Origin of the sequence: Zobellella sp. DQSA1, from assembly GCF_041950555.1 — a bacterium.
In the GTDB taxonomy this organism is placed as follows: Bacteria; Pseudomonadota; Gammaproteobacteria; order Enterobacterales; family Aeromonadaceae; genus Oceanimonas.
The window spans coordinates 2,927,358-2,949,217 of the sequence record NZ_CP169531.1 but is presented as its reverse complement, the minus strand read 5'-3'; the positions used below and the strand labels follow the sequence as shown (position 1 = coordinate 2,949,217).

The 21,860-nt window shown below is 62.5% G+C and carries 21 protein-coding genes; 12 read left to right on the top strand and 9 right to left on the bottom strand.

Annotation, left to right across the window (positions count from 1 at the left end):
• The 3 genes from ACEVBK_RS14185 to ACEVBK_RS14175 all read right to left on the bottom strand — a co-directional run bounded on the left by ACEVBK_RS14185 (window position 1) and on the right by ACEVBK_RS14175 (window position 4,646).
• A complete protein-coding gene (locus tag ACEVBK_RS14185; RefSeq protein ID WP_375055566.1) occupies window positions 1–768 on the bottom strand; it encodes an ABC transporter ATP-binding protein in 768 nt (255 codons plus the stop codon).
• A gap of 209 nt (window positions 769–977) precedes the next feature.
• Window positions 978–3,422 carry an acyl-CoA dehydrogenase FadE gene (gene fadE / locus ACEVBK_RS14180; RefSeq protein ID WP_375055565.1) on the bottom strand — a complete coding sequence of 815 codons (2,445 nt, stop codon included), beginning with the start codon at window positions 3,420–3,422 and terminating at the stop codon, window positions 978–980.
• Window positions 3,423–3,632: 210 nt separating this feature from the next.
• Window positions 3,633–4,646: a choice-of-anchor P family protein gene (locus ACEVBK_RS14175; protein WP_375055564.1), complete on the bottom strand. Its 1,014-nt coding sequence runs from the start codon at window positions 4,644–4,646 to the stop codon at window positions 3,633–3,635.
• A gap of 483 nt (window positions 4,647–5,129) precedes the next feature.
• Between ACEVBK_RS14175 and lpcA the strand changes: the two genes are divergently transcribed.
• From lpcA to ACEVBK_RS14155, 4 genes are read left to right on the top strand one after another with little or no spacing between them, the layout of a single operon-like run.
• Window positions 5,130–5,711 (top strand): D-sedoheptulose 7-phosphate isomerase, encoded by a 582-nt coding sequence (gene lpcA, locus ACEVBK_RS14170; protein WP_375055563.1) that lies wholly within the window; start codon window positions 5,130–5,132, stop codon window positions 5,709–5,711.
• A gap of 5 nt (window positions 5,712–5,716) precedes the next feature.
• Window positions 5,717–6,508, top strand: coding sequence for a class II glutamine amidotransferase (locus ACEVBK_RS14165; RefSeq protein WP_375055562.1), 792 nt, complete (start codon window positions 5,717–5,719; stop codon window positions 6,506–6,508).
• Window positions 6,509–6,559: 51 nt separating this feature from the next.
• Window positions 6,560–8,968, top strand: a complete 2,409-nt coding sequence (locus ACEVBK_RS14160; RefSeq protein WP_375055561.1) for a Lon protease family protein — start codon at window positions 6,560–6,562, stop codon at window positions 8,966–8,968.
• Window positions 8,965–9,747, top strand: a complete 783-nt coding sequence (locus tag ACEVBK_RS14155; RefSeq protein WP_375055560.1) for a hypothetical protein — start codon at window positions 8,965–8,967, stop codon at window positions 9,745–9,747. Before ACEVBK_RS14160 ends, ACEVBK_RS14155 begins: the two co-directional genes overlap by 4 nt.
• On the opposite strand, the gene purN is transcribed toward ACEVBK_RS14155, so the two are convergent.
• Both purN and purM read right to left on the bottom strand, forming a co-directional pair.
• Window positions 9,732–10,370, bottom strand: a complete 639-nt coding sequence (gene purN, locus ACEVBK_RS14150) for a phosphoribosylglycinamide formyltransferase (protein WP_375055559.1) — start codon at window positions 10,368–10,370, stop codon at window positions 9,732–9,734. The genes ACEVBK_RS14155 and purN overlap by 16 nt on opposite strands.
• Window positions 10,367–11,404, bottom strand: coding sequence for a phosphoribosylformylglycinamidine cyclo-ligase (purM, locus tag ACEVBK_RS14145; RefSeq protein WP_375055558.1), 1,038 nt, complete (start codon window positions 11,402–11,404; stop codon window positions 10,367–10,369). The genes purN and purM overlap by 4 nt, the downstream gene beginning before the upstream one ends.
• A 239-nt stretch (window positions 11,405–11,643) precedes the next feature.
• Between purM and upp the strand changes: the two genes are divergently transcribed.
• The 4 genes from upp to hda all read left to right on the top strand — a co-directional run bounded on the left by upp (window position 11,644) and on the right by hda (window position 15,353).
• Window positions 11,644–12,270: a uracil phosphoribosyltransferase gene (upp, locus tag ACEVBK_RS14140; RefSeq protein WP_375055557.1), complete on the top strand. Its 627-nt coding sequence runs from the start codon at window positions 11,644–11,646 to the stop codon at window positions 12,268–12,270.
• A 51-nt stretch (window positions 12,271–12,321) separates the two neighbouring features.
• Window positions 12,322–13,590, top strand: a complete 1,269-nt coding sequence (locus ACEVBK_RS14135) for a uracil-xanthine permease family protein (protein ID WP_375055556.1) — start codon at window positions 12,322–12,324, stop codon at window positions 13,588–13,590.
• A gap of 64 nt (window positions 13,591–13,654) precedes the next feature.
• Window positions 13,655–14,638: a DUF2066 domain-containing protein gene (locus tag ACEVBK_RS14130; protein WP_375055555.1), complete on the top strand. Its 984-nt coding sequence runs from the start codon at window positions 13,655–13,657 to the stop codon at window positions 14,636–14,638.
• Entirely contained in the window at window positions 14,631–15,353 is a 723-nt protein-coding gene (gene hda / locus ACEVBK_RS14125; RefSeq protein WP_375055554.1) for a DnaA inactivator Hda, read from the top strand. Before ACEVBK_RS14130 ends, hda begins: the two co-directional genes overlap by 8 nt.
• A gap of 106 nt (window positions 15,354–15,459) precedes the next feature.
• Here hda and ACEVBK_RS14120 read toward each other — a convergent pair whose 3' ends face one another.
• Both ACEVBK_RS14120 and arsC read right to left on the bottom strand, forming a co-directional pair.
• Window positions 15,460–15,840, bottom strand: coding sequence for a DUF2069 domain-containing protein (locus ACEVBK_RS14120; RefSeq protein ID WP_375055553.1), 381 nt, complete (start codon window positions 15,838–15,840; stop codon window positions 15,460–15,462).
• The gene (gene arsC / locus ACEVBK_RS14115; protein ID WP_375055552.1) at window positions 15,837–16,187 is read right to left on the bottom strand and encodes an arsenate reductase (glutaredoxin); all 351 of its coding nucleotides are present in this window, start codon (window positions 16,185–16,187) and stop codon (window positions 15,837–15,839) included. The genes ACEVBK_RS14120 and arsC overlap by 4 nt, the downstream gene beginning before the upstream one ends.
• Window positions 16,188–16,248: 61 nt before the next feature.
• On the opposite strand from arsC, the gene ACEVBK_RS14110 reads away from it, so the two are divergent.
• Entirely contained in the window at window positions 16,249–16,695 is a 447-nt protein-coding gene (locus tag ACEVBK_RS14110) for a TlpA family protein disulfide reductase (RefSeq protein WP_375055551.1), read from the top strand.
• 27 nt (window positions 16,696–16,722) lie between these two features.
• Here ACEVBK_RS14110 and ACEVBK_RS14105 read toward each other — a convergent pair whose 3' ends face one another.
• The gene (locus tag ACEVBK_RS14105; RefSeq protein ID WP_375055550.1) at window positions 16,723–18,165 is read right to left on the bottom strand and encodes a M48 family metalloprotease; all 1,443 of its coding nucleotides are present in this window, start codon (window positions 18,163–18,165) and stop codon (window positions 16,723–16,725) included.
• A gap of 119 nt (window positions 18,166–18,284) precedes the next feature.
• Between ACEVBK_RS14105 and ACEVBK_RS14100 the strand changes: the two genes are divergently transcribed.
• Genes ACEVBK_RS14100 through ACEVBK_RS14090 form a run of 3 tightly spaced genes read left to right on the top strand, consistent with a single transcriptional unit; the run spans window position 18,285 to window position 20,952 of the window.
• Window positions 18,285–18,506 carry a sulfurtransferase TusA family protein gene (locus tag ACEVBK_RS14100; protein WP_375055549.1) on the top strand — a complete coding sequence of 74 codons (222 nt, stop codon included), beginning with the start codon at window positions 18,285–18,287 and terminating at the stop codon, window positions 18,504–18,506.
• Between the two features lie 11 nt (window positions 18,507–18,517).
• A complete protein-coding gene (locus ACEVBK_RS14095; protein WP_375055547.1) occupies window positions 18,518–19,591 on the top strand; it encodes an AI-2E family transporter in 1,074 nt (357 codons plus the stop codon).
• A 23-nt stretch (window positions 19,592–19,614) separates the two neighbouring features.
• Window positions 19,615–20,952 carry a sodium-dependent transporter gene (locus ACEVBK_RS14090; protein ID WP_375055546.1) on the top strand — a complete coding sequence of 446 codons (1,338 nt, stop codon included), beginning with the start codon at window positions 19,615–19,617 and terminating at the stop codon, window positions 20,950–20,952.
• A gap of 61 nt (window positions 20,953–21,013) precedes the next feature.
• On the opposite strand, the gene ACEVBK_RS14085 is transcribed toward ACEVBK_RS14090, so the two are convergent.
• Entirely contained in the window at window positions 21,014–21,850 is an 837-nt protein-coding gene (locus ACEVBK_RS14085) for a tetratricopeptide repeat protein (RefSeq protein WP_375055545.1), read from the bottom strand.
• Between the last annotated feature and the right edge of the window lie 10 nt (window positions 21,851–21,860).

The window sequence follows — 21,860 nt, the reverse complement described above, 5'->3', positions numbered from 1 at the left end:
TCAGGCGACAACGGCGATCTTTTCATCCTGCTCCGGATGGTCGATCAGGCGAATGGGAATGTTATAGAGCTCGGACAGCAACTGCTCCGACATCAGCTCGGCCGGGGCGCGGTCGAACAGCAGCCGGCCGGCCTTGAGGGCGACGATACGGTCGGCGAAGCGCAGCGCCAGGTTGAGATCGTGGAGGATCACGATAACCCCCCGACCCTGCTCCCGGTTGAGGGTTTGCAGCAGTTTGAGCAGTTCGTACTGGTGGCTGAGATCCAGCGCCGAGGTGGGTTCGTCCAGCAGCAGCAGCGGCGCCTGTTGGGCCAGCAGCATGGCCACCCAGGCCCGCTGGCGCTCGCCGCCCGAAAGCAGGTCGGCCTGGCGATCGGCATGGTGCTCGACCCTGGTGTGGCTCATGGCCTGGTCGACCAGTGCATGATCCCGGCGTTGCCAGCGGCCGAGCATGCCGCGCCAGGGAAACCGCCCCAACCGCACCAGTTCGCGCACGTTCAGCCCGGCCACTTCCGGCAGGCGCTGGGGCAGAAAGGCGATACGGCGGGCGAATTCCCGCTGGGAATAATGGCCGAGGGGCCGGTCGTCGAGGGTGATACTGCCTGCATCCGGTGGCATCTGCCGGGCCAGCAGCTTCATCAGGGTCGATTTGCCCGAGCCGTTGTGGCCGAGGATGACGGTAAAGGCATCTTCCGCCAGGGACAGCTCGTCCAGGCTCAAAATAGTCCTGTTGTCGCGGTGTACGCGGATACCTTGCAGTTCCAGCATGGCGTATCGGTGGTCCTTGAGTTGTGGTGCGTATGATAGTGAGATCGATTATCAGTTATCAAGTGGTTTGTCGGGTAATTGCCAATGGCCGGGGCAGATACGCATGGGCTCCCGCTTGCGCGGGAGTGACGAGAAGGGCGCTGGAGTGACGCGGGAGCGAGCAGAAAAAAGCCCCGCACTGGGCGGGGCCTGGTTGCCGGTGTGGCCGCTCAGGCGGCCTTGTTGAGCATGGAGTCGTCGAAGCTGGCCTTGTTGACCACCAGCTCCAGCGGATCGAAGTCGTCCACGTTGATGGTGCGCAGCCGGCTGGCTTCCGCCTTCACCAGCAGGGCCGCTTCCTCCTGGCTGATGGCGCCCACGGCCAGGGCCTCTTCTGCCACTTTGTCGAGCGCCATAAAGGGCCGGCGGCCGATGGCCTTGGTCGCCTTGTCGAACAGCGGCTCGGCGCGCAGTATGTCGGTGAGCGCCTGCTCCAGCATGCCGAGCGGGTTGCCCTCCTCGGGGGTGAGGTAGAGGTCGCCGGCCAGGCTGTTGCGGGCCAGGCCCGGGGTTTGCAGCAGGCGGGCCACCTGGTGATCCAGCTGGTCGGAGGGGCGTTTGAGCGGCGTGCCGTAGGGCATCAGCAGGAACTTGAGCATCTTGCCGAGACTGCGGGCGGGGAAGTTGTCGAGCAGTTCCACCAGCGCCACCTGGGCCCGGTAGAGGCCGTCCTGACAGGCCCAGTGCACCAGCGGCAGCACCTCCGCCGGGCGACCCTCGTCGTTGAAGCGCTTGAGGGTAGCGGACACCAGGTACAGCTGGCTCAGGATGTCGCCCAGGCGCGCCGACAGCCGCTCCTTGCGCTTGAGCTCGCCACCCAGGGTGGCCATGGCCAGATCCGAGAGCAGACCCAGGTTGGCGGAGAGCCGGTTCATCTGGCGGTAGTAACGGGCGGTGCCGTCCTTTACCGGGGCCGGGCTCAGGCGGGCGCGGGTCAGGCCGAACCAGAGGCTGCGCACGAAGTTGCCCAGGGCGAAGCCGAGGTGGCCGAACAGGGCCCGGTCGAACTGAGCCAGCGCTTTTTTGGCGTCCGGCTCCTGCACCGACAGCATCTCCGCCAGCACGTAGGGATGGCAGCGGATGGCGCCCTGGCCGTAGATGATCATGCTGCGGGTCAGGATATTGGCGCCTTCCACCGTGATGGCGATGGGCGCGCCCTGGTAGCCCCGGGCCAGGTAGTTGTTGGGGCCCATGCAGATGCCCTTGCCGCCGTGGATGTCCATGGCGTCGATGATGCTGCGTTGGCTGCGGTCGGTGAGGTGGTACTTGACGATGGCCGAAATCACCGAGGGCTTCTCGCCCAGATCGATGCCGGTCACGGTGAGCATGCTGGCCGCGTCCGACAGGTAGGCGTTGCCGCCCAGGCGGGCCAGCGGCTCTTCTATACCTTCCATCTTGCCGATGGGCAGCTTGAACTGGCGGCGGATGCGGCTGTAGGCACCGGAGGCCAGGGCCGACACCCGGGTGCCGGCGGTGCCGTTGGAGGGCAGGGTGATGCCGCGGCCCACGGACAGGCACTCCACCAGCATGCGCCAGCCCTGACCGGCCATGTCCTGGCCGCCGATGATATAGTCGATGGGCACGAACACTTCGTTGCCCTGGGTGGGCCCGTTCTGGAAGGGCACGTTGAGCGGGAAGTGGCGGCGGCCGATTTTCACGCCCGGGGTATTGGTGGGAATGAGCGCGCAGGTGATACCGAGCTCTTCCTCGTCGCCCAGCAGCCGCTCGGGGTCGCGCAGCTTGAACGCCAGGCCCAGCACCGTGGCCACCGGTGCCAGGGTGATGTAGCGCTTGTTCCAGGTGATGCGCATGCCGAGCACCTGCTCGCCCTGCCAGTCGCCCATGCACACCACGCCATAGTCGGGAATGGCGCCGGCATCCGAACCCGCCTCGGGGCTGGTGAGGGCGAAGCAGGGGATTTCCTCGCCCCGGGCCAGGCGGGGCAGGTAGTGGTCTTTCTGCGCCTTGGTGCCGTAGTGCTGCAGCAGTTCGCCAGGGCCCAGCGAGTTGGGCACGCCCACGGTGGAAGCCAGCACGGCGCTGGTGCTGCACAGCTTCTGCAGAACCCGTGACTGGGCATAGGCGGAAAATGCCAGGCCGCCGTATTCCTTCTTGATGATCATGGCGAAGAATTTGTGTTCTTTCAGGTAGGCCCACACCTCGGGAGGCAGGTCGGCGCGCTCGTGGGTCACTTCCCAGTCGTTGGTCATGCGGCATACGGTTTCCACCGGCCCGTCCAGAAAAGCCTGCTCTTCTTCGCTCAGGCGGGGCTGGGGATAATTGTGCAGTGTCTGCCAGTTCGGCTTGCCGCGGAACAGCTCGGCTTCCCACCAGGTGGTGCCGGCCTCGATGGCTTCTTTCTCGGTGCGCGACATCTCCGGCATCAGCCCCTTGTATACCCTGAACAGCGGCCGGCTCAGCAGGCCGTGGCGCAGGGCCGGCAGGTTGAGCACCGCGACCATCACCGCGAATACCAGCCAGATAACCGGGCCCACCTCGCCGAGCAGGGTACCCAATGCCAGTATGGCGGCGGTAGCCAGGGAACTGGTCGCCAGCCGAGTCTGGCGATAGGCCAGTGCCCCCCAGGTGATCAGTAGCAACAATGCGGTAACCATAAACGACTCCTTGTGCAGATTAAAGGTAAGAGGTCAGACCTGTGTGATTTACCTAGTTGTAATTCATACGGATGTTTAAATCAAGCTGCGTGGCCGTTAAAAAAGTGTATATCGTGAGCGGGTGCAGGGAACTGGCAGGTGGAGTGCGGAGTGCGGGAGGGGCCGCTGCTGCCGGCCGATGGAAGGGATGGGCAGCAGCGGGCTGTTCAGTTATTTCTTGCCACCTCCTTTGCCACCGCCTTTTCCTCCACCGCCGCTGTCGGTGGTCGAAGAGCAGGAGGGCTTGTGCAACTGGATATTGCCACCCTGGCTGAGCATGCCGCCCACCTGGTATCCGGAATCACACCAGATATCGAAGCGGTCGGAACGCCCGGGCTCGCCGTTATCGGCTACTTCCAGGGTACACTGGGTAGCAAGGCCGTTCACAGTGGCGGCATAGGTCAGCCGACGCGTGGTGGATGGCGAGTAGGGGTCGCTGTATGCCTGCAGACTCTGGCCCTGGGCGTGGACGCCGTTGGCCACCAGGTTGAAACGGCCACGCAGGCTGCCATCGCCCCGCACGCCGCCGTGCAGACCGAAGTTGACTTTTTTGCCGTTGCTGTCGAGCACGAAGCCGCCACCGGTAATGAAATCTGCCGGTGCAGGGCAGACACCACCCGGGCCCGAGCCGCAACCGATACCGGATTCGCTGCGCGAGATCACCACTTCCGCCACTGGTTTGCCCAGCAGGTCGAGTACCTTGATGTAGAGGGCGTCCACCTGCAGGCCGTTGGCGGTGGCTACCTGGCGGTTCAGGGTTACCTGCAGCAGGGGGCCCAGATCCACTCCCTGGTTGGGATGACCCGAAGCCTCGATGGACTTGCCATTGATGGTGAGCCCCACTATGTCTGCATATCCTGAAAGCGCCGCTTGACCGTCGGTGCAGTCTGCCCAGGTGAAGGATTGCAGCAGGCCGGCATTGACCTGGAGACCCAACAGGCCGAGATCCAGATCCAGCTCCAGGGTGGACGCCATGGAGTTGGCCAGATTACCCGACCCCATGGTGGCGGCGTTGAGTACCGACGCCTTGACCAGGCCCGCGGCGTCCACGTTGGCCAGGGCTGCGTCTTTGCTGCCACCGGTGCTGTCCAGCTGTCCGGTGTCGGACAGTATGATGTTGGTCTTGAGCAGCAGGGCATTGACTGACACTTGGACGGCCGTAGCCTGCCCGCTGTAAGTGGTCATAACGGTGGGCTCGGAGTTACCTCCCCCTCCGCCCCCTTTTCCTCCTTTGGGGGCCGCCATTGCTTGATCGGCCAATCCCGAACCAAGCCACAATAGTGCGATGGCTGTAACGGCAAGCCACCAGGATTTATGATTGTCCATTATCTGCTTCTCCTTGCAGGATTTACGATTGTCCATCATCTGCCTCTCCTTGAATGAATACAGCTCAACAGGCATATCAAGGCATCTTACTGCCATTCAAAGGGAGTATAGGTTTTGAATTTAGGCTTGATTAAATAATGAACAGTTCTATTGTGCTTTGATTTAACTGTTTTTTTTTATACAAATTACAATTAATTACAAAGTATTGGGTTGGGGGAGGGGCAGGGCTGTTTTTCTATAATATTCTGGTTTACCAACACCATGAGAGATGCTCCGGATCCCTTCCCGCTCCTGACGACTTGTGCCAAAATGCGCCTTTAACCGCAAGTGAGAGGCAATTTCATGTATCAGGATCTGATCCGCGACGAACTGAACGAAGCCGCCGAGGTGCTGAGCCGCTTTCTGGCCGACAGCGCCAATATCGCCGCCATCGAACAGGCCGCCCGGCTGCTGGCCGACAGCTTTAAGGCCGGCGGCAAGGTGCTCTCCTGCGGCAACGGCGGCTCCCACTGCGATGCCATGCATTTTGCCGAGGAACTGACCGGTCGCTACCGGGAAAACCGGCCCGGCTACCCGGCCATCGCCATTTCCGATCCCAGCCATATCTCCTGTGTGTCCAACGACTTCGGTTACGAGTTCGTGTTTTCCCGCTACCTGGAGGCGGTGGGCCGCGAGGGGGATGTGCTGTTCGGGCTGTCCACCAGCGGCAACTCCGGCAATATCCTCAAGGCCATCGAGGCGGCCAGGGCCAAGGGCATCAAGGTGATAGCGCTGACCGGCAAGGACGGCGGCAAGATGGCCGGCCTGGCGGACGTGGAGATCCGGGTACCCCACTTCGGTTATGCGGATCGCATCCAGGAGGTGCATATCAAGATTATCCACATCCTGATCCAACTGGTGGAAAAAGAGATGGAGCAAGGATAAGCCGGATGTGTGAACTGTTAGGGATGAGCGCCAATGTGCCCACCGACATCTGCTTTAGCTTCACCGGCCTGATGCAGCGCGGGGGCCGCACCGGCCCCCACAAGGACGGCTGGGGCATCGTCTTTTACGAGGGCAAGGGGGTACGTACCTTCAAGGATCCCCAGCCGTCCAGCCAGTCGCGCATTGCCCAACTGGTGCAGGAATACCCCATCAAGAGCTGCGCCGTGGTCAGTCATATCCGCCAGGCCAACCGGGGCGGCATTGCCCTGGAAAACACCCATCCCTTCACCCGCGAGCTGTGGGGCCGCTACTGGACTTTTGCCCACAACGGCCAGCTCAGCGGCTACAAGGGCAAGCTGAAAACAGGACGGCACCAGCCGGTGGGCGACACCGACAGCGAACTGGCCTTCTGCTGGTTGCTGTACGAACTGGAGCGGAAATATCCGCGCAAGCCCGGCAACATGGCGGCCATGTTCCGCTATGTGGCCACTCTGTGCGACCGGCTACGCGCCCTGGGGGTGTTCAACATGCTGCTTACCGACGGTCAGCACCTGATGACCTACTGCACCAACAACCTGCACTGGATCACCCGCCGTGCGCCTTTCGGCCCGGCGCGCCTCATCGATGAAGAGGTGGAAATCGATTTCCAGCAGGAAACCACTCCCAACGACGTGGTCACCGTGATCGCCACCCAGCCGCTCACCAACAACGAGCAATGGCACAAGATGCAGCCCGGCGAGTTCAACCTGTTCCATCTGGGCGAGCGCATCGCCGGCAACGGAGAAAAGGAATTTTAAAAAAGGGGATTTTGGCTACGCTTTGAACAGCACTGTTCAATGAGGCCGACTATGGATTTCCTTTCTCCCCTAGCTCCCGAACGGCTTTATCGCACCTGTGACGAGGCCGTCTTCAGCTTTGCCACCACCGACGAACTGACCGATAGCGGCGCCCTGGTGGGCCAGGAGCGACTGCTGGAGGCCCTGTCCTTCGGCACCGGCATCCGCAGCGAGGGCTTCAATATTTTCATGATGGCACCGGAAACCTGTGCCCGTCATTCCCTTATCCTGCGTTTTCTGAGCGGCCGGGCAGACCATGAGCCGGTGCCGCCGGACATCTGCTATGTCTACCGTTTCGACGAGCCGGTGCGGCCGGCGCTGCTGACCTTGCCCGCCGGGGTGGGACGGCGCTTCAAGGCCAGCCTGGAGACGCTTGTTGAAGAGTTGCTCACCGCCATCCCGGCGGCGTTCGAGACCGAGGAATATCGCCTGCGGCTGGAAGAGCTGAACCAGCAGCTGGCCGAGCGGCAGGCGGCGGCGATGGCCGAAGTCAAGGTGCTGGCCAAGGCCGAGCAAGTGGCCCTGCTCAGTACTCCCACCGGCTTTACCCTGGCCCCGCGCAAGGGGGACGAGGTGCTGGACGCCCGCGCCTTTCACCAGTTGCCGGAAGCGGAGCGCACGGCCATGGAGCAGGCCATCGCCCGGGTAGAAGCCAGGCTGCAGGAGGTGCTGCAGCAGTTTCCCCTGTGGCGGCGGGAGACCCAGCTGCATATCCAGTGGCTGAACGAAGAGATGGTGATGTTTGCCGGCGGCAACCTGATCGACGAACTGCGTCAGGAGTACGGCGGCTGCGATCCCGTGCTCCGCCAGTTGGAGGCGATACAGCAGGACTTGAGCGGCAACGTCAACCTGCTGCTTGGCCATATGCGCGAAGGGGAACTGCCGGCCCAGTTGCTGGCCCGCTACCAGCTCAACCTGCTGGTGGACAACGCCGGCACCAGCGGCGCCCCCGTGATCTACGAAGACCTGCCTAACCTGTCCCGCCTGCTCGGGCGGGTCGAGCACCACATGCAGCAGGGCGCCCTGGTCACCGACTTCACCCTGATCCGCGGGGGTGCCCTGCACCGGGCCAACGGCGGCTACCTGATCCTGGATGCGGGCAAGCTGGTGCAGCAGCCCATGGCCTGGGAAGCCCTGAAACGAGCCCTGTTCGCCCGGGAGATCCGTATCGAGTCGCTGGAGCAATTCTACAGCCTGGCCAGCACCGTCTCCCTGGAGCCGGAGCCGGTACCCATGGCACTCAAGGTGGTGCTGATCGGCGAGCGCCAGCTCTATTACCTGCTGGCGGCCTATGACCCCGATTTCGGCAAGCTGTTCAAGGTACAGGCGGACTACAACGACGAAGTGGAAGTCAGCCCCGAGAACCTGCAGCGCTACGCCCGTTTCATCGGCTGGTTGGCCCGTCAGCAGGATCTGCGCCCGCTCACCCGAAGCGGCGTGGCCAGGATGGTGGAACACGCCGGTCGGCTGGCAGACGATCAGCAGCGGCTGTCGGCCCATACTCAGGAACTGACCGACCTGTTGCACGAGGCTAACTACTGGGCCGAGCACGGCGGCGAGCAGAACATCACCGCCGACGCCATCGAGCGGGCGCTGGACGCCGCTCGGCGGCGGGCCTCACGCATCCACCGGCAGATGGAGGAGTCGGTACTGCGTGGCAGCAAGTTCATCGACACCGACGGCGCCGTGGTCGGGCAGGTCAACGGTCTGACGGTGCTGGATCTGGGCAACTACCGTTTCGGCCAGCCGGCACGGATCAGTGCCACCGCCCGCCTAGGCACCGGCTCCGTGCTCGACATCGAACGGGAAGTCAAGCTCGGCGGTGCCCTCCACGCCAAGGCCATGCTGATCCTGTCGCGCTTTCTCGGCAGCCGCTACGCGGCGGAAGGCCCCCTGGCGGTGTCCGCCAGCCTGGCGTTCGAGCAGTCCTACGGCCTGATCGAGGGCGACAGCGCCTCGGTGGCGGAGTGCTGCGCCTTGATCTCGGCCATCGGCCGGGTGCCATTGCGCCAGGCACTGGCAGTGACCGGCTCCATCAATCAGTACGGCCAGGTGCAGCCCATCGGCGGAGTCAACGAGAAGGTCGAGGGCTTCTTCGACATCTGCCAGGCGCGGGGCCTGGCGCCGGGGCAGGGAGTGATCATTCCCAGGGCCAACGAAGACAACCTGATGCTGAAGCGGGAAGTACGCCAGGCGGTGGCCGAAGGGCGCTTCCACGTTTATTCGGTGGTACACCTGGACGAGGCGCTTTCTCTGCTCGCCGGCCTGCCGGTGGGGGAGGCCGACGAACAGGGGAACTATCCCGAGGGCACGGTCAATGCCAGGGTCCGGCAGCGACTGGCGAGACTGGCCGAGCTGCAGCGCCGCCTGAAGGTGGCCGAGCATGAGAGCGGGCAGCAAGGCCCGGATGCGAAACCATGATCAGGCGCATCCTGTGGTATCCGGATCTGAGTCAGGCCGAGCTGGAGATGCTGGAGCGGGTGGCCGAGTTCGCCGTCCGGCACGGAGCCGGGTTGCGTGCGGTCTTTATCGAAGATGAAAGCCTGCTGCGCTGTGCCGAGCTGCCCTGTACCCGGGAGGTGAGCCTGACCACCGGCCGGGTGCGGGCGCTGGAGCCTGAGCGGGTGCGACTCCAGCTGCATCGCCGACGCGAGCATATCCGGCAGCGGTTGCAGCAACTGGCCCGCCATCGGGCGCTGGAGTGGAGCCTGGAGGTAGAGTACGGCCGGCGAGAGCAACTGTTGACCCGGCCGCCAGCCTCGCATGATGAAGTACAGGTGCTGGTGCTCGATCCCACCGCCGAATTGCCGCCCTGGGACAGCCCGCCGGGCTATCCGCTGCTGTTGCTGAGCCGCCGGTTCAGGCCGGTGGAACTGGTACTGGCGGTGTTCGAGGATGCGCTGAGGGATGCGCCCGTGCTGGCCCGGGTCGAGCAACTGGCCCGGCAGCCGCCGTTGCCCTTGTGGATAGCGGTGCCGGCGGCCCGGGCCAACGAGCTGGGCGCGGTGCTGGAACCCTTGGGCCTGCGGCCGGCGATGCTGCCGATAACCGGCTGGAGCCTAGCGGGAGTGATGGCCGCCGCCAGCGACAGGGCCCCGTTGCTGGTGTTGCACCAGGCGTGCGGCCTGCTGGCGGGCGTCCGCATGAAAGGGATCAACGCCGCCCTGCTGGTCCCGTCTGAACCTCAGTCTTCGGCGTAACCCTGGGCAGGCAGGAGACTGCCGTCCAGCCAGACCCGGCCGTCCCGCATTTCAAGCCGGCCGTCGCAGAACCAGCGCACCACCAGGGGGTAGATGGCGTGCTCCTGCACCAGCACCCGGGCGGCGACGGTGGCTTCGTCGTCACCCTCGAAGATGGGGACCCGCGCCTGCAGCACCACGGGGCCGCCGTCCAGCTCTTCGGTCACGAAATGCACACTGCAGCCGTGCTCCCTGTCGCCGGCCTCGATGGCGCGGCGGTGGGTGTGCAGCCCTTGGTACCTGGGCAGCAGCGAGGGGTGGATGTTGAGCATACGGCCCTGGTAGTGGCGCACGAAGGCCGGGGTGAGGATGCGCATAAAGCCGGCCAGCACCACCAGATCCGGCCGATAACCGTCGATCAGCTGCATCAGGGCGGCGTCGAAACCGTCCCTGTCTTCGTAGTCCCGGTTCGACAGTACGGCGGTGGCGGTGCCCGCGATGCGGGCCCGCTCCAGGCCGTAGGCCTCGGCCTTGTTGCTGATCACGGCGACGATGTCGCCGCCCAGTTGTGCGGCTTCGGCCTGACTCAACAGCGCCTGCAGATTGCTGCCGCTGCCGGAGATCAGTACGACGATGCGTTTCATTGGATCTCGACCTGCTCTTCGCCCTCGGCGGCGGCGTCGATGCGGCCGATCAGCCAGGCGTTTTCACCGGCCTCCTGCATGAACTTGACCGCGGCTTCGGCCTGCTCGGCCGGCAGGGCGATGACCATGCCCACGCCGCAGTTGAAGGTACGGTACATTTCAAAGGTGTCCACGTTGCCGGCCTGCTGCAGCCAGCTGAAGACGGTCGGCCACTGCCAGCTGGCGCCGTCGATCACCGCCTTGGCACCCGCAGGCAGCACGCGGGGAATGTTTTCCCAGAAGCCGCCGCCGGTGATGTGGCTCAGGGCGTGGACGTCGAACTGCTTGATCAATTCCAGCACCTGCTTGACGTAGATGCGGGTGGGGGCCATCAGGGCATCGGCCAGGGTGGCATCGCCCAGCGGCTGCTGCAGGTCGGCCTGGCTGACTTCCAGGATCTTGCGGATAAGGGAATAACCGTTGGAGTGGGGACCACTGGAGCCGAGGGCGATCAGGGCATCGCCGGCGGCCACCTTGGAACCGTCGATAATTCCGCTTTTTTCCACTACACCCACGCAAAAACCTGCCAGATCGTAGTCGCCAGCTTCGTACATGCCGGGCATTTCCGCGGTTTCACCGCCGATCAGGGCGCAGCCACTCAGCTCGCAGCCGGCACCGATGCCGGTGACCACGTCGGCGGCGGTGTCCACGTCCAGTTTGCCGGTGGCATAGTAGTCGAGGAAGAACAGGGGTTCGGCGCCCTGTACGATCAGATCGTTGACGCACATGGCCACCAAATCGATGCCCACGCCCTGATGCCGCTGGAGGTCGATGGCCAGGCGCAGCTTGGTGCCCACGCCGTCGGTGCCGGCGACCAGCACCGGCTCTTTATAGCCGCTGGGCAGTTGGCACAGGGCACCAAAGCCCCCGAGTCCGCCCATGACTTCCGGGCGTTGAGTACGACGGCTAACGCCTTTGATGCGTTCAACCAGGGCGTTACCGGCATCGATGTCTACGCCGGCGTCTTTGTAGCTCAGGGGTTTGTTCTGCGTCACGGGGGATCACCTTGTTTTTGGATTCAAAGGCCGGTTGGTGGCAATTGGTGCCCAAACCGGCTGTTATTCACTATCTCGGCCGCTATTCTAATTTAATGCGCGAGGCAGTGCCACAGGCGTTAGTCCACTAACCTGACGCGGATGAAATCGTTTGCTAGAATCTGCCCTGCGTCTCTGCCGCAGGGCACTATTTCATGCTAGTATTCCGCGGTTTTTTTATACGTCGGGAGAATCGGTTGATGAAAGTCGTTGAGGTTAGGCACCCTTTGGTAAAACACAAGCTGGGTCTGATGCGGGAAGCCGATATCAGCACCAAACGCTTTCGTGAGCTGGCAAAAGAAGTGGGCAGCTTGCTGACCTACGAGGCCACCGCCGATTTTGAAACCGAGAAAACCACCATCAACGGCTGGAACGGTCCGGTCGAGGTCGATCAGTTGAAGGGCAAGAAGGTTACGGTGGTGCCCATACTGCGTGCCGGCCTCGGCATGCTGGACGGGGTGCTCGAGCATATGCCCAGCGCCCGGGTCAGCGTGGTGGGGGTCTACCGCGACGAAGAGACCCTGCAGCCGGTGCACTATTTCAACAAACTGGTCAGCCATATCGAAGAGCGGCTGGCGCTGGTGGTGGATCCCATGCTGGCGACTGGCGGTTCCATGGTGGCCACCATCGACCTGCTGAAGGAAAAAGGCTGCAACCAGATCAAGGTGCTCGTGCTGGTGGCGGCACCCGAGGGCATCAAGGCGCTGGAACAGGCTCACCCGGATGTGGAACTGTACTGTGCCTCCATCGATGAGCGGCTCAACGAACACGGCTATATCATCCCCGGCCTGGGTGATGCAGGCGACAAGATTTTTGGTACCAAGTAAGGCAAAACCGGCTGAGGCCGGTTTTTTTCCGTTTAAACAAGGTTGCAGCAGATGAATTCAGCAGAACACACCGATGCCCTGGCTGCCGCCCAGGCGGCGGTGAATACCCCCCTGCGCCAGGCCCTGGCCGGATCCCAGATGTTGTTCGTGGCCTTCGGCGCCCTGGTGCTGATGCCGTTGATTACCGGACTGGATCCGAACGTGGCGCTCTTCACCGCCGGTATCGGTACCCTTATATTCCAGGTCTGTACCAAACGCGAGGTACCGATTTTCCTGGCGTCGTCTTTCGCCTTTATCGCGCCCATTCTCTACGGGGTGCAGACCTGGGGTATTCCCGCCACCATGAGTGGATTGATGGCGGCGGGCGCCGTGTACGTATTGCTCAGCCAACTGGTGCGCTGGCGCGGCACCGGCCTGCTGACCCGGCTGTTGCCGCCGGTGGTGGTGGGACCGGTGATCATGGTGATCGGCCTCGGCCTGGCGCCGCTGGCGGTCAACATGGCCATCGGCAAGACCGGTGACGGTGCCGCCGAGCTGATGGCGCATGATGTGGCGTTGTGGCTGTCGCTGTCGTCGCTGGTGACGACCTTGCTGGTATCGACCATGGCCAGGGGTATTTTCAGGCTGGTGCCGATTACCGCCGGTATTGCCGTCGGATACGGCCTGGCGCTGTGGTTCGGGGTGGTTGACTTTACTCCGGTGCGCGAGGCGGCCTGGTTTTCTGTTCCCAATTTTGTCGCGCCCGAGTGGCATTGGCAGGCGGTGCTGTTCATGATCCCGGTGGCCATAGCGCCGGCCATCGAGCACATCGGCGATATCCTGGCCATCAGTTCGGTGACCGGCAAGGACTACGTTAAAAAGCCGGGTTTGCATCGCACCCTGCTGGGCGATGGTCTGGCCACCGGCGCGGCGTCCCTGTTCGGCGGTCCGCCCAATACCACCTATTCCGAGGTGACCGGGGCGGTGATGCTGACCAGGAACTTTTACCCCGTGATCATGACCTGGGCGGCGGGCTTTGCCATTGTTCTGGCCTTTATCGGCAAGTTTGGCGCCCTGATGCTGACCATCCCGACGCCGGTGATGGGCGGCATCATGATATTGCTGTTCGGTTCCATCGCCACCGTCGGCCTCAACAGCCTGATCAAGCATCAGGTGGATCTGTCCCAGGCGCGCAACCTGTGCATAGTGGCAGTGATCCTGGTATTCGGCATCGGCGGCATGGCCTTCGGCATCGGTGCTTTCAGCCTGCAGGGCATCAGCCTGTGCGGCATCGTCGGCATTCTGCTGAATCTGGTTCTGCCCAGGGCACGCAGCCATTGATCCTGGCAAGAGCCTGGCGCAGTGGTTATCATGAGTTTCATGCTCTGTTAATGATGGCCAATTGATGCTGAAAAATCTGTTACTGGCGACCATGATGCTGTTTTCTGCGGCGGTGGCGGCCCAGTCGCTGCTTGAGGTGAACCTGAATCCTGCCCCTTATAGCCGGGAAGAGGCGCGTGAGCAGGCCCTGGGCCTGATCCTGAACCGGCTTACCGGCGATCGGGCCCGTGACTCCTGGGTGCTGGATGAGGCGTTGCACGAGCCTGAACGCTACCTGGAAGCCGAGCCTCAGGGCCAGGGATATACCGCCGTCTTCAACCGGGATGAGCTGCTGACGCTGCTCCAGAGCGCGGAATTGCCGTTCTCGCTGGAGCCTAGGCCGGTGCTGCTGGTGTGGCAATTGGACAACGGCATCGCCCGCAATGAAGCCGATGCCGCCTGGCAGCAGGCGGCGTCGGCCTATCGCTTGCCGTTGCTGTGGCCGCTGTGGGATCTGCAGGAGCATATGGAAATCGACAAGGCACTGTTGTTCGACGCCGGGTCGTTGCGTCAGGCCAGTCGCCGTTATGGGGCCGACTACTGGCTGGCGCTCGAGCGCGACGCGCAGGGTGGCCGCTGGCAGTTGTTTGGCGCGGAGCAGGACGACGCCCTGTTGCAGGGGCGACTGGAGCCGGGCGAGCAAGCCATGATGACGCTGGCGGCGGCGCTCAACCGCTACTGGGTTCAGCCATCGGGCCGGCGTGAGCTGCCCCGGGCCGAAAACCCGGAGCCGGCGGAGCCGCTGCGGCTTGAACAGGACGGCCCGGGAGAACTGACCATTGTGGTCTCGGGGCTGCGCCAATTCTCCGACTCGATCCGGCTTGAGCAACGGCTGCGCCGGTTGAACGGTGTGGAGCAGGCCTATGTGATGGACAGCGCCGGCCATCAGGTACGTTATCGGTTGCAGGTAGGTTCCCGGGATGGGGTTTTGCGGGCGCTGACCGGAGTGTCGGAGTTGGCCGCTGTGAGTGATCGGGAATTCCGCTGGTCGGGGACGGCGAGTGAGTAAAGACGGCACCGAGGAAACCCAGCCGGCTCAACTGGCGCTGGCGGTACAACTGCCGGACGATGAAACCTTTGCCAGCTTTTATCCCGGCGACAACGCCCAGTTGATTACCGCCCTGAAAAACGCCGCCATCGGCCAGGGCGACGAAGTGCTCTATTTCTGGGGCCACAGAGGCAGTGGCCGCTCCCACCTGCTGCATGCGACCTGTGCCGACGTGAATGCGTCCGGTGAAGCGGCGGCCTATATTCCCCTCGACCGTTACCGACAGATGTCGCCACGCATGCTGGAGGGAATGGAGCTATTGCCCCTGGTTTGCCTGGATAACCTGGACGCCATCGCGGGGATGGCGGAATGGGAGCGGGCGGTGTTCAACTTCTTCAATCGTCGGCGGGAACGTCCGGTCGGCTCCTTGCTGATCGGGGCGGTCAGTGCTCCGCGAAACCTGGGGTTGACCCTGCCGGATCTGGCTTCCCGCCTCGACTGGGGGGTGGCCTATCAGCTCAAACCCCTGGATGACGAGGGCAAGCTCAGCGCCCTGCAACTCAGGGCCGAACTGCGGGGTTTCAAGTTGCCCACCGATGTGGGGCGCTTTCTGTTGAACCGTCTGTCCCGTGACATGCGCACCCTGCTGGCGGCCCTGGATTTGCTGGATAATGCTTCCTTCCAGGCCAAGCGCAAGCTGAGCATCCCCTTTGCCAAGGAAATACTGGGGCTTTAAATACGGGCTTAAAAATCGGGACTGGGGATTCGAGAGCCGTTATTCTGGTCCGAGTCCCGAGTCCCGAGTCCCGAGTCCCGAGTCCCGAGTCCCGAGTCCCGAGTCCCTATTCCTGGCCTTTCTTCTTGCGGATGCTGAGGCCCAGCTCCCGGCCACGGAATTTGGCGTAGTAGATGTTGCCGATGAACATGGTGCAGGCCAGCAACAGTTCGACCAGAGCCAGCCAGCGTTCGCCCTCGTCCACCCACAGCAGCGTCAGGGCGTGCAGGAAGTAGGGCATGATCAGGAAGATGGCCCAGGCATGGGTATAGGGATTCCCCCTGACCATGCCCACCATGGGGATAAACAGCCAGGGCAGCCAGAGCATCAACATAAAGCCGGCACCCAGCTCCGGGTGGGGCGAGATCAGACCGTGCCAGAGGCCGACCCAGAGGATAAGGCCGAAATAGCCGGTCAGGGCCAGCTTGCGTGCCAGTTGGGTGGTCATTCCAGAATATCCAGTACCTGCTCGGGTGGTCGACCCAGGGCGGCTTTTCCGTTGTTAACGACGATGGGGCGCTCTATCAATTTCGGGTGCGCAATCATGGCGGCAATCAGGGCGTCTTCATCGCTGATCTCGGACAGCCCCAGGGTCTGGTATTCGGCTTCCTTGGTACGCATCAGCTCCCGGGCCGACTGCATGCCCAGCAACGCGAGCAGGATCTTCAGTTGCGCCGCATCCGGCGGGGTATCCAGATATTTGATAACCTCGGGCTGATGGCCTCGTTGCTCGAGTAAGGCCAGGGTTTCCCGGCTTTTAGAGCAGCGCGGATTGTGGTAGATACGTAGACTCATCTTAAACTCCTTTGGCAATGCTGCGGGCATTGTATAAAAGCTGCTGCGGAGGGTACAGCGTATGGGCAAACATCAGGCCCTGTTTTTGGCGGTGTTGTTGATAACGGGGTGCCGGGAAGCGGCGACCCTGACCCTGTCCGACGGCGAGCGCCAGAAGCTTGGCGATTACAAGGGACAGTGGCTGGTAGTGAATTATTTTGCCGAGTGGTGTGCGCCCTGCCTGCGCGAGATGCCCCTGCTCAATGAACTGAGTGCGGCGGCCGGCCCGGCGGTGCTGGCAGTGAGCTTCGACGCCCTGCCGGCCCAGGCGCTGCACAGCCTGAAAGAACGTTATGAGATGATGATGCCGGTGGCCGCCAGCCTGGAAGGGGCCTGGCCCTTTGAAGTGCCCCGGGTACTGCCCACCACCTTCGTGCTCGATCCCGAGGGGCGGCTGGCGGAACAGCACCAGGGCGAGCTCCATGCGGAGGACATCGCCCGCTGGGAGTCGCTGTATTGGGGAGATTAGGGATTGTCCCCAGTCTCCGTATCGGTATCAGTTTCTCAGGGCATCCCAGTCTTTCTGCTGCCGGCGCAGTTGCTCCAGGCGGGCGCCGAGCCGGGCCCGCTGCATGGCATCGGTGGCCAGGTTGGCGGCAATCTCCATCTGATCCACCGCCACTTCGTAGCGTCCTTTCAATGCGGCGACTTCGGCCTGGGCCTGACGGAAGGCGGACTCGTCACTCAGCGGCCGGTAGGCCTGGGCGATCAGCTCCCAGGCCAGTGGGTTTTCAGGATGGCGGCGCAGATAGCTATCGAGCAGATCGGCGGCTTGCTGATGGCGCCCGGCCTGCAGCAGGCTGTCGGCCAGGTTGATCATCACCACCTGATTATCGGGCAACCGCTGGCGGGCCTGCTGCAGGCGGTTGATGGCCGCATCATGACGGTTCTGGGCGTTGTCCAGGTCGGTCAACGAATCCAGCACGAAGATGTTGTTGCCATGGCGACCGGCCAATTCATCAAGCAAGCTCCTGGCCTGCTCATACTCGTGGATTTGCAGTAGGCTCAGGGCCTGACCATAGCGGGCGGCATCCGCCATCCACTCCCCATTGCGGCTGACCTCCCGTTCGAAGAAACGGTGCAGTTCGGTGGTGCCGGATTGTCGGAAGCGGACCATGATCCTGGCTTTGGCCAACTGGAAATTCAGGCTGGGAGGATATTGTTTGGCGGGGTATTCCGCCGCCCGGCTACGGGCCTCGGCGATACGGCTGGCGGGTAGCGGGTGGGTCAGCAACATCTGTGGCGGGGTACTGGCAAATTGGTACTGTTCGGCCAGTTTCTGGAAGAAGGTGGCCATGGCAGTCGGATCGAAACCGGCATTATGGAGCAGGCGCAGGCCGATGCGGTCCGCTTCGAATTCATTGTCCCGGGTGTAGTTGATGGCCGATTGCATCTTCAGGCCCAGGGTGGTCTGCAGGGCGGCCATACCCGCCTGGGGATTGACCAGGGCCAGGGCGACCGAGCCGACCAGGCCGGCGATGGTCAGGGGAGTGCTGCGTGACTGGGACTCCAGGTAGCGGGCGATGTGGCGCTGGGTGACGTGGGTAATTTCGTGGGCCAGCACCGACGCCAGTTCGCTTTCATTGGCGGCGTTAAGGAAAAGCCCCGAATGAATCTGTATGATGCCGCCCAGGAAGGCGCTGGCGTTGATGCTGTCGTCCCGGATCAGGAGGAAGCTGAACGGAAAGCGCACCGAGTCCGCCTGGGACAACAGTTTGAGCCCGAGGTCGGTGAGATACTCATTGAGCACGGGGTCGTCAATCACCGGCTGATTGGCACGGGCAAAGCGGATAAAGGCCTGACCGAAACGGGCTTCCCGCTCTACCGACATGGCACTGACCCCGGCGGTGCCGATATCGGGCAGGGTGTTGGCGGCCAGTAGCGGGGTTGCGGTAAACAAGGAAAGAGCCAAAGCCAGACTGGTGGCGCGAAAACCCATGTTAATAACCTTCTTGGTGCAGCATAAACCGCAGAATACTCCCCCCCATAGGGCGGAACAAGCATTGTTTGGCAGACCGAACAAAGGGATAATGCCCTTCTTTTGGAGCGGGGAAGACCATGGACAAGCTGGATGCCAGCACGCTGCGCTGTCCCTTGCCGCTAATCCGCGTAAAACTGTGGCTAAGGGCGGCACAAGACGGGGAGCGATTACGGGTATTACTGACGGATCCAGGCTCCCGCCAGGATATTCCCGCCTATGTCTCGGGCGTCGGCCATCGGGTTGAAGTGCTGGCCGACGATGCCGAGCGGCTCGAACTTATTATTACCAAGGCACCTTAAGGAAATTTTGCATGCTGGATGTTATTAAGCACTGGTATCGACAGCGGTTTTCTGATCCGGGTGCGGTCGCCCTGTTCCTGCTGCTGTTGTTTGGTTTCGTGGTGGTGTATTTCCTGGGCCATATACTGGCGCCTTTCTTCGCCGCCGTGGTCATCGCCTATCTGCTGGAATGGCCGGTCAGCCGTCTGGAGCGGCTGGGTCTGGGACGGGGCCTGGCCGCCGGCCTGGTGTTGCTGCTGTTCGCGGTAATGATGGTGTTGTCGCTGGTGAGCATAGTGCCGTCCTTCCTGTTGCAAACCGCCAACCTGGCGCGGGAAATACCCGCCATGATCAACCGTACCCAGGAGGCGCTACTGACCCTGCCTGAGCAGTATCCCGAGTTGGTGGACGTGACCCTGGTACAGAGCGTGCTGGATGATCTTCGTGGCCGCCTGCTGGGCTCGGCGGATGCCATCCTCAGCGTGTCGATAAGCTCCCTGACCAACGCCGCCGTATTGCTGGTCTATCTGATCCTGGTGTCGGTGCTGGTGTTTTTCATGCTCAAGGACAAGCGCCATCTGCTGGCGGGCATGAATCGTTTCCTGCCCCGTAACCGGGAACTGGTGTCCAGGGTGTGGCTGGAGATGAACGGCCAGATCGCCAACTACGTGCGTGGCAAGGTCATCGAGATCCTGATCGTCGGTGGGGTAAGCTACGTTACCTTCATGTTGCTGGGGCTCAACTATGCGCTGCTGCTGGCGGTGTTGGTCGGCTTCTCGGTGTTGATCCCTTATATCGGCGCGGCGGCAGCGACGGTCCCGGTGGCCATGGTCGGCCTCTTTCAGTGGGGCTTTACCCCGCCGTTTTTTTACCTGATTGTCGCCTACGGCATCATCCAGGCGCTGGACGGCAACGTGCTGGTGCCCATCCTGTTCTCCGAGGCGGTCAACCTGCACCCCATCGCCATTATCGTAGCGGTGCTGGTATTCGGCGGTCTCTGGGGATTTTGGGGGGTGTTCTTCGCCATTCCCCTGGCGACCCTGGTCAAGGCGGTGATCAATGCCTGGCCCGGCCACGACGAGCTGCCGAGCGATACCAATAACTAATCGAGAATACTAAGGAAAACACAGTGAGAGAACATTTTGGCTCGCGCTTCGGGTTTATCATGGCCGCTGCCGGGGCGGCGGTGGGGCTGGGCAATATCTGGGGGTTTCCGACCCAGGCGGCGAGTAACGGCGGCGGAGCCTTCCTGATCGCCTATCTGGTGCTGGTAATGGTGCTGGCCTTCCCCATGCTGGTCATGGAAGTGGCCATCGGCCGCTACGGTCAGGCCAACCCGGTGGATGCGGTACGCAGGCTGGGACGCAGCGGTACGCAAAAGGCCATGGCCACCATGGTGGGTTATGCGGGGATGCTGGTACCGAGCCTGGTGCTGTCGTTTTACGCCATCGTCGCCGGCTGGCTGCTGGCTTTTCTGGCGGCGGCCGTGACCCGTATCCTGGGCTGGGAGGCCGCCACCGACTGGTTGCAGGCCTTCGGCCTGGGACGCAATATCGTCTGGACCCTGGTGTTCTACCTGCTCACTATCCTGGTGGTACAGGCCGGGGTGCGTCGGGGAATCGAACGCTGGTCGGCCCGGTTGATGCCAGCCTTGTTCGTGCTGTTTCTGTTGCTGTTCGTTTATATCCTGACCCAGGGCGGGGCCATGGAAGGGCTCAAACACTACCTGGTGCCGGATTTTAGCAAGGTACTGGAGCCGGGCCTGCTGATCAGCGCCATGGGGCAGGCTTTCTTCTCCCTCACTATCGGTGGTTGCTCCATGTTGATGTACGGCTCTTACCTGAGCAAGAAGGAGAGCATTCCCGGTACCGCCTTCCAGGTCACCCTGATCGACACCGGGGTGGCCTTCCTGGCCGGCCTGGTGATATTGCCGGCGATGTTCGTGGCCATGAACAACGGCGTGACCATCTTTGCGGAGGACGGCAGCCTGCTGAGTTCAGATACCCTGGTGTTCACCGTACTACCGGCTTTGTTTGACACCATGGGGCCGGTGGGACTGCTGATGGCACTGGTGTTTTTCGTGCTGATGGCCATTGCCGCGCTGACCTCGTCCATCTCGATGCTGGAAGTGCCGGTGTCTTATACCACCGAGCGATTCAAGGCATCACGGCCGTTGATGACCTGGCTGCTGGGCGGGGGGCTGGCGGTATTCAGCCTGATCATCTGCCTGAATTTCGGCACTCTGTTCGGCTTCGTGATCCGCCTGTCGACCCAGAATATCCAGCCGCTGGTGGGCCTGGGATTCTGCCTGCTGGGTGGCTGGATGTGGGGGCGGGCCAAGTTGTTCGAGGAACTGGTTCAGGGCACGCCGGAGCTGGCGGACAGCCTGTTCTGGCGCATCTGGCCCTGGTATGTGCGGCTGGTCTGTCCGCTGCTGGTGGTGATGGTGATCGGCGCCAGCTGGTGAGTCATAGCGGCAGGGACTCGGGACTGGAGCATCCCCAGTCCCTGCTCCCTCGTCTCGGGGGTCAATACAGCATGCTATACAGCTTGCGGCGGTATCTGGAAGCGACCGGATCGGCGCCCATGGTGGTCAGCATGTCCAGGAAGCGCTTCTTGGCTTCGCCAAAGGCCAGATCCTGCTGCAGTACCTCGATCAGCAGCTGCAACGCTTCTTCCTGGCGGCCAGCCTGGAAGTACAACACCGCCAGTTCTTCTTTCAATTCCAGTGAGTCCGGTGTTGCGGCCAGTTTCTGCTCCAGTTCGCGCAGCTCGGGACTGTCGGCGGCTTCTTCCGCCAACTGCAGCCGAGCCAGGATATGCTGATACTGGCTGTCCTGATCGGCCATGCCGATGGTGGTCAGCAATTGCTTGGTCTCCTCCAGCTTGTTCAGGGCCAGGGCCGCCTCGGCCAGACACAGGCGAATGGCCGGGCTGTCCTCGAGCGTACGGGCCTGTTGCAGCAGGCCGTAGGCGGCTTGAGGATCCTGTCCCAGGGTCTGTTTGGCTTGAGCCAGCAACTGGTCGGCTTCGTTGGGTTGATAGGGCTGCAGAAACACCTTGATGCCTTCCTCATCCTGTGGTCCTTCCAGTACATCCACCGGCTGCCCATCCTTGAAAGCCACCATGGCCGGCAGTGCCTGCAGACCCAGTTGTACCGCCAGACTTTGCAGCTGCGGGTCGGCGACATCAACCTTGGCCAGATCGATATGCGTGCTGTCGGCTCCGATGAGACGCTCCAGCAGTGGGGTCATCGACTGGCATTCAGGCACCTGCTGGGCGTGAAAGTAGATCACCACCGTTTTGCTCATGGAGGCCTGGACCAGCGCTTGCTGGAAATTCTGCACATTGATATCAACGATCATAAACAGGGTC

What these genes read in the sequence shown, in the direction of transcription:
- ACEVBK_RS14085 (WP_375055545.1), bottom strand. Translation starts at nt 21,850, where the DNA reads ATGATCGTTGATATCAATGTGCAGAATTTCCAGCAAGCGCTGGTCCAG.
- purN (WP_375055559.1), bottom strand. Translation starts at nt 10,370, where the DNA reads ATGAAACGCATCGTCGTACTGATCTCCGGCAGCGGCAGCAATCTGCAG.
- ACEVBK_RS14095 (WP_375055547.1), top strand. Translation starts at nt 18,518, where the DNA reads ATGCTGGATGTTATTAAGCACTGGTATCGACAGCGGTTTTCTGATCCG.
- upp (WP_375055557.1), top strand. Translation starts at nt 11,644, where the DNA reads ATGAAAGTCGTTGAGGTTAGGCACCCTTTGGTAAAACACAAGCTGGGT.
- ACEVBK_RS14130 (WP_375055555.1), top strand. Translation starts at nt 13,655, where the DNA reads ATGCTGAAAAATCTGTTACTGGCGACCATGATGCTGTTTTCTGCGGCG.
- ACEVBK_RS14110 (WP_375055551.1), top strand. Translation starts at nt 16,249, where the DNA reads ATGGGCAAACATCAGGCCCTGTTTTTGGCGGTGTTGTTGATAACGGGG.
- ACEVBK_RS14105 (WP_375055550.1), bottom strand. Translation starts at nt 18,165, where the DNA reads ATGGGTTTTCGCGCCACCAGTCTGGCTTTGGCTCTTTCCTTGTTTACC.
- ACEVBK_RS14155 (WP_375055560.1), top strand. Translation starts at nt 8,965, where the DNA reads ATGATCAGGCGCATCCTGTGGTATCCGGATCTGAGTCAGGCCGAGCTG.
- ACEVBK_RS14120 (WP_375055553.1), bottom strand. Translation starts at nt 15,840, where the DNA reads ATGACCACCCAACTGGCACGCAAGCTGGCCCTGACCGGCTATTTCGGC.
- ACEVBK_RS14135 (WP_375055556.1), top strand. Translation starts at nt 12,322, where the DNA reads ATGAATTCAGCAGAACACACCGATGCCCTGGCTGCCGCCCAGGCGGCG.
- fadE (WP_375055565.1), bottom strand. Translation starts at nt 3,422, where the DNA reads ATGGTTACCGCATTGTTGCTACTGATCACCTGGGGGGCACTGGCCTAT.
- ACEVBK_RS14185 (WP_375055566.1), bottom strand. Translation starts at nt 768, where the DNA reads ATGCTGGAACTGCAAGGTATCCGCGTACACCGCGACAACAGGACTATT.
- lpcA (WP_375055563.1), top strand. Translation starts at nt 5,130, where the DNA reads ATGTATCAGGATCTGATCCGCGACGAACTGAACGAAGCCGCCGAGGTG.
- ACEVBK_RS14100 (WP_375055549.1), top strand. Translation starts at nt 18,285, where the DNA reads ATGGACAAGCTGGATGCCAGCACGCTGCGCTGTCCCTTGCCGCTAATC.
- ACEVBK_RS14165 (WP_375055562.1), top strand. Translation starts at nt 5,717, where the DNA reads ATGTGTGAACTGTTAGGGATGAGCGCCAATGTGCCCACCGACATCTGC.
- ACEVBK_RS14175 (WP_375055564.1), bottom strand. Translation starts at nt 4,646, where the DNA reads ATGACCACTTACAGCGGGCAGGCTACGGCCGTCCAAGTGTCAGTCAAT.
- ACEVBK_RS14160 (WP_375055561.1), top strand. Translation starts at nt 6,560, where the DNA reads ATGGATTTCCTTTCTCCCCTAGCTCCCGAACGGCTTTATCGCACCTGT.
- arsC (WP_375055552.1), bottom strand. Translation starts at nt 16,187, where the DNA reads ATGAGTCTACGTATCTACCACAATCCGCGCTGCTCTAAAAGCCGGGAA.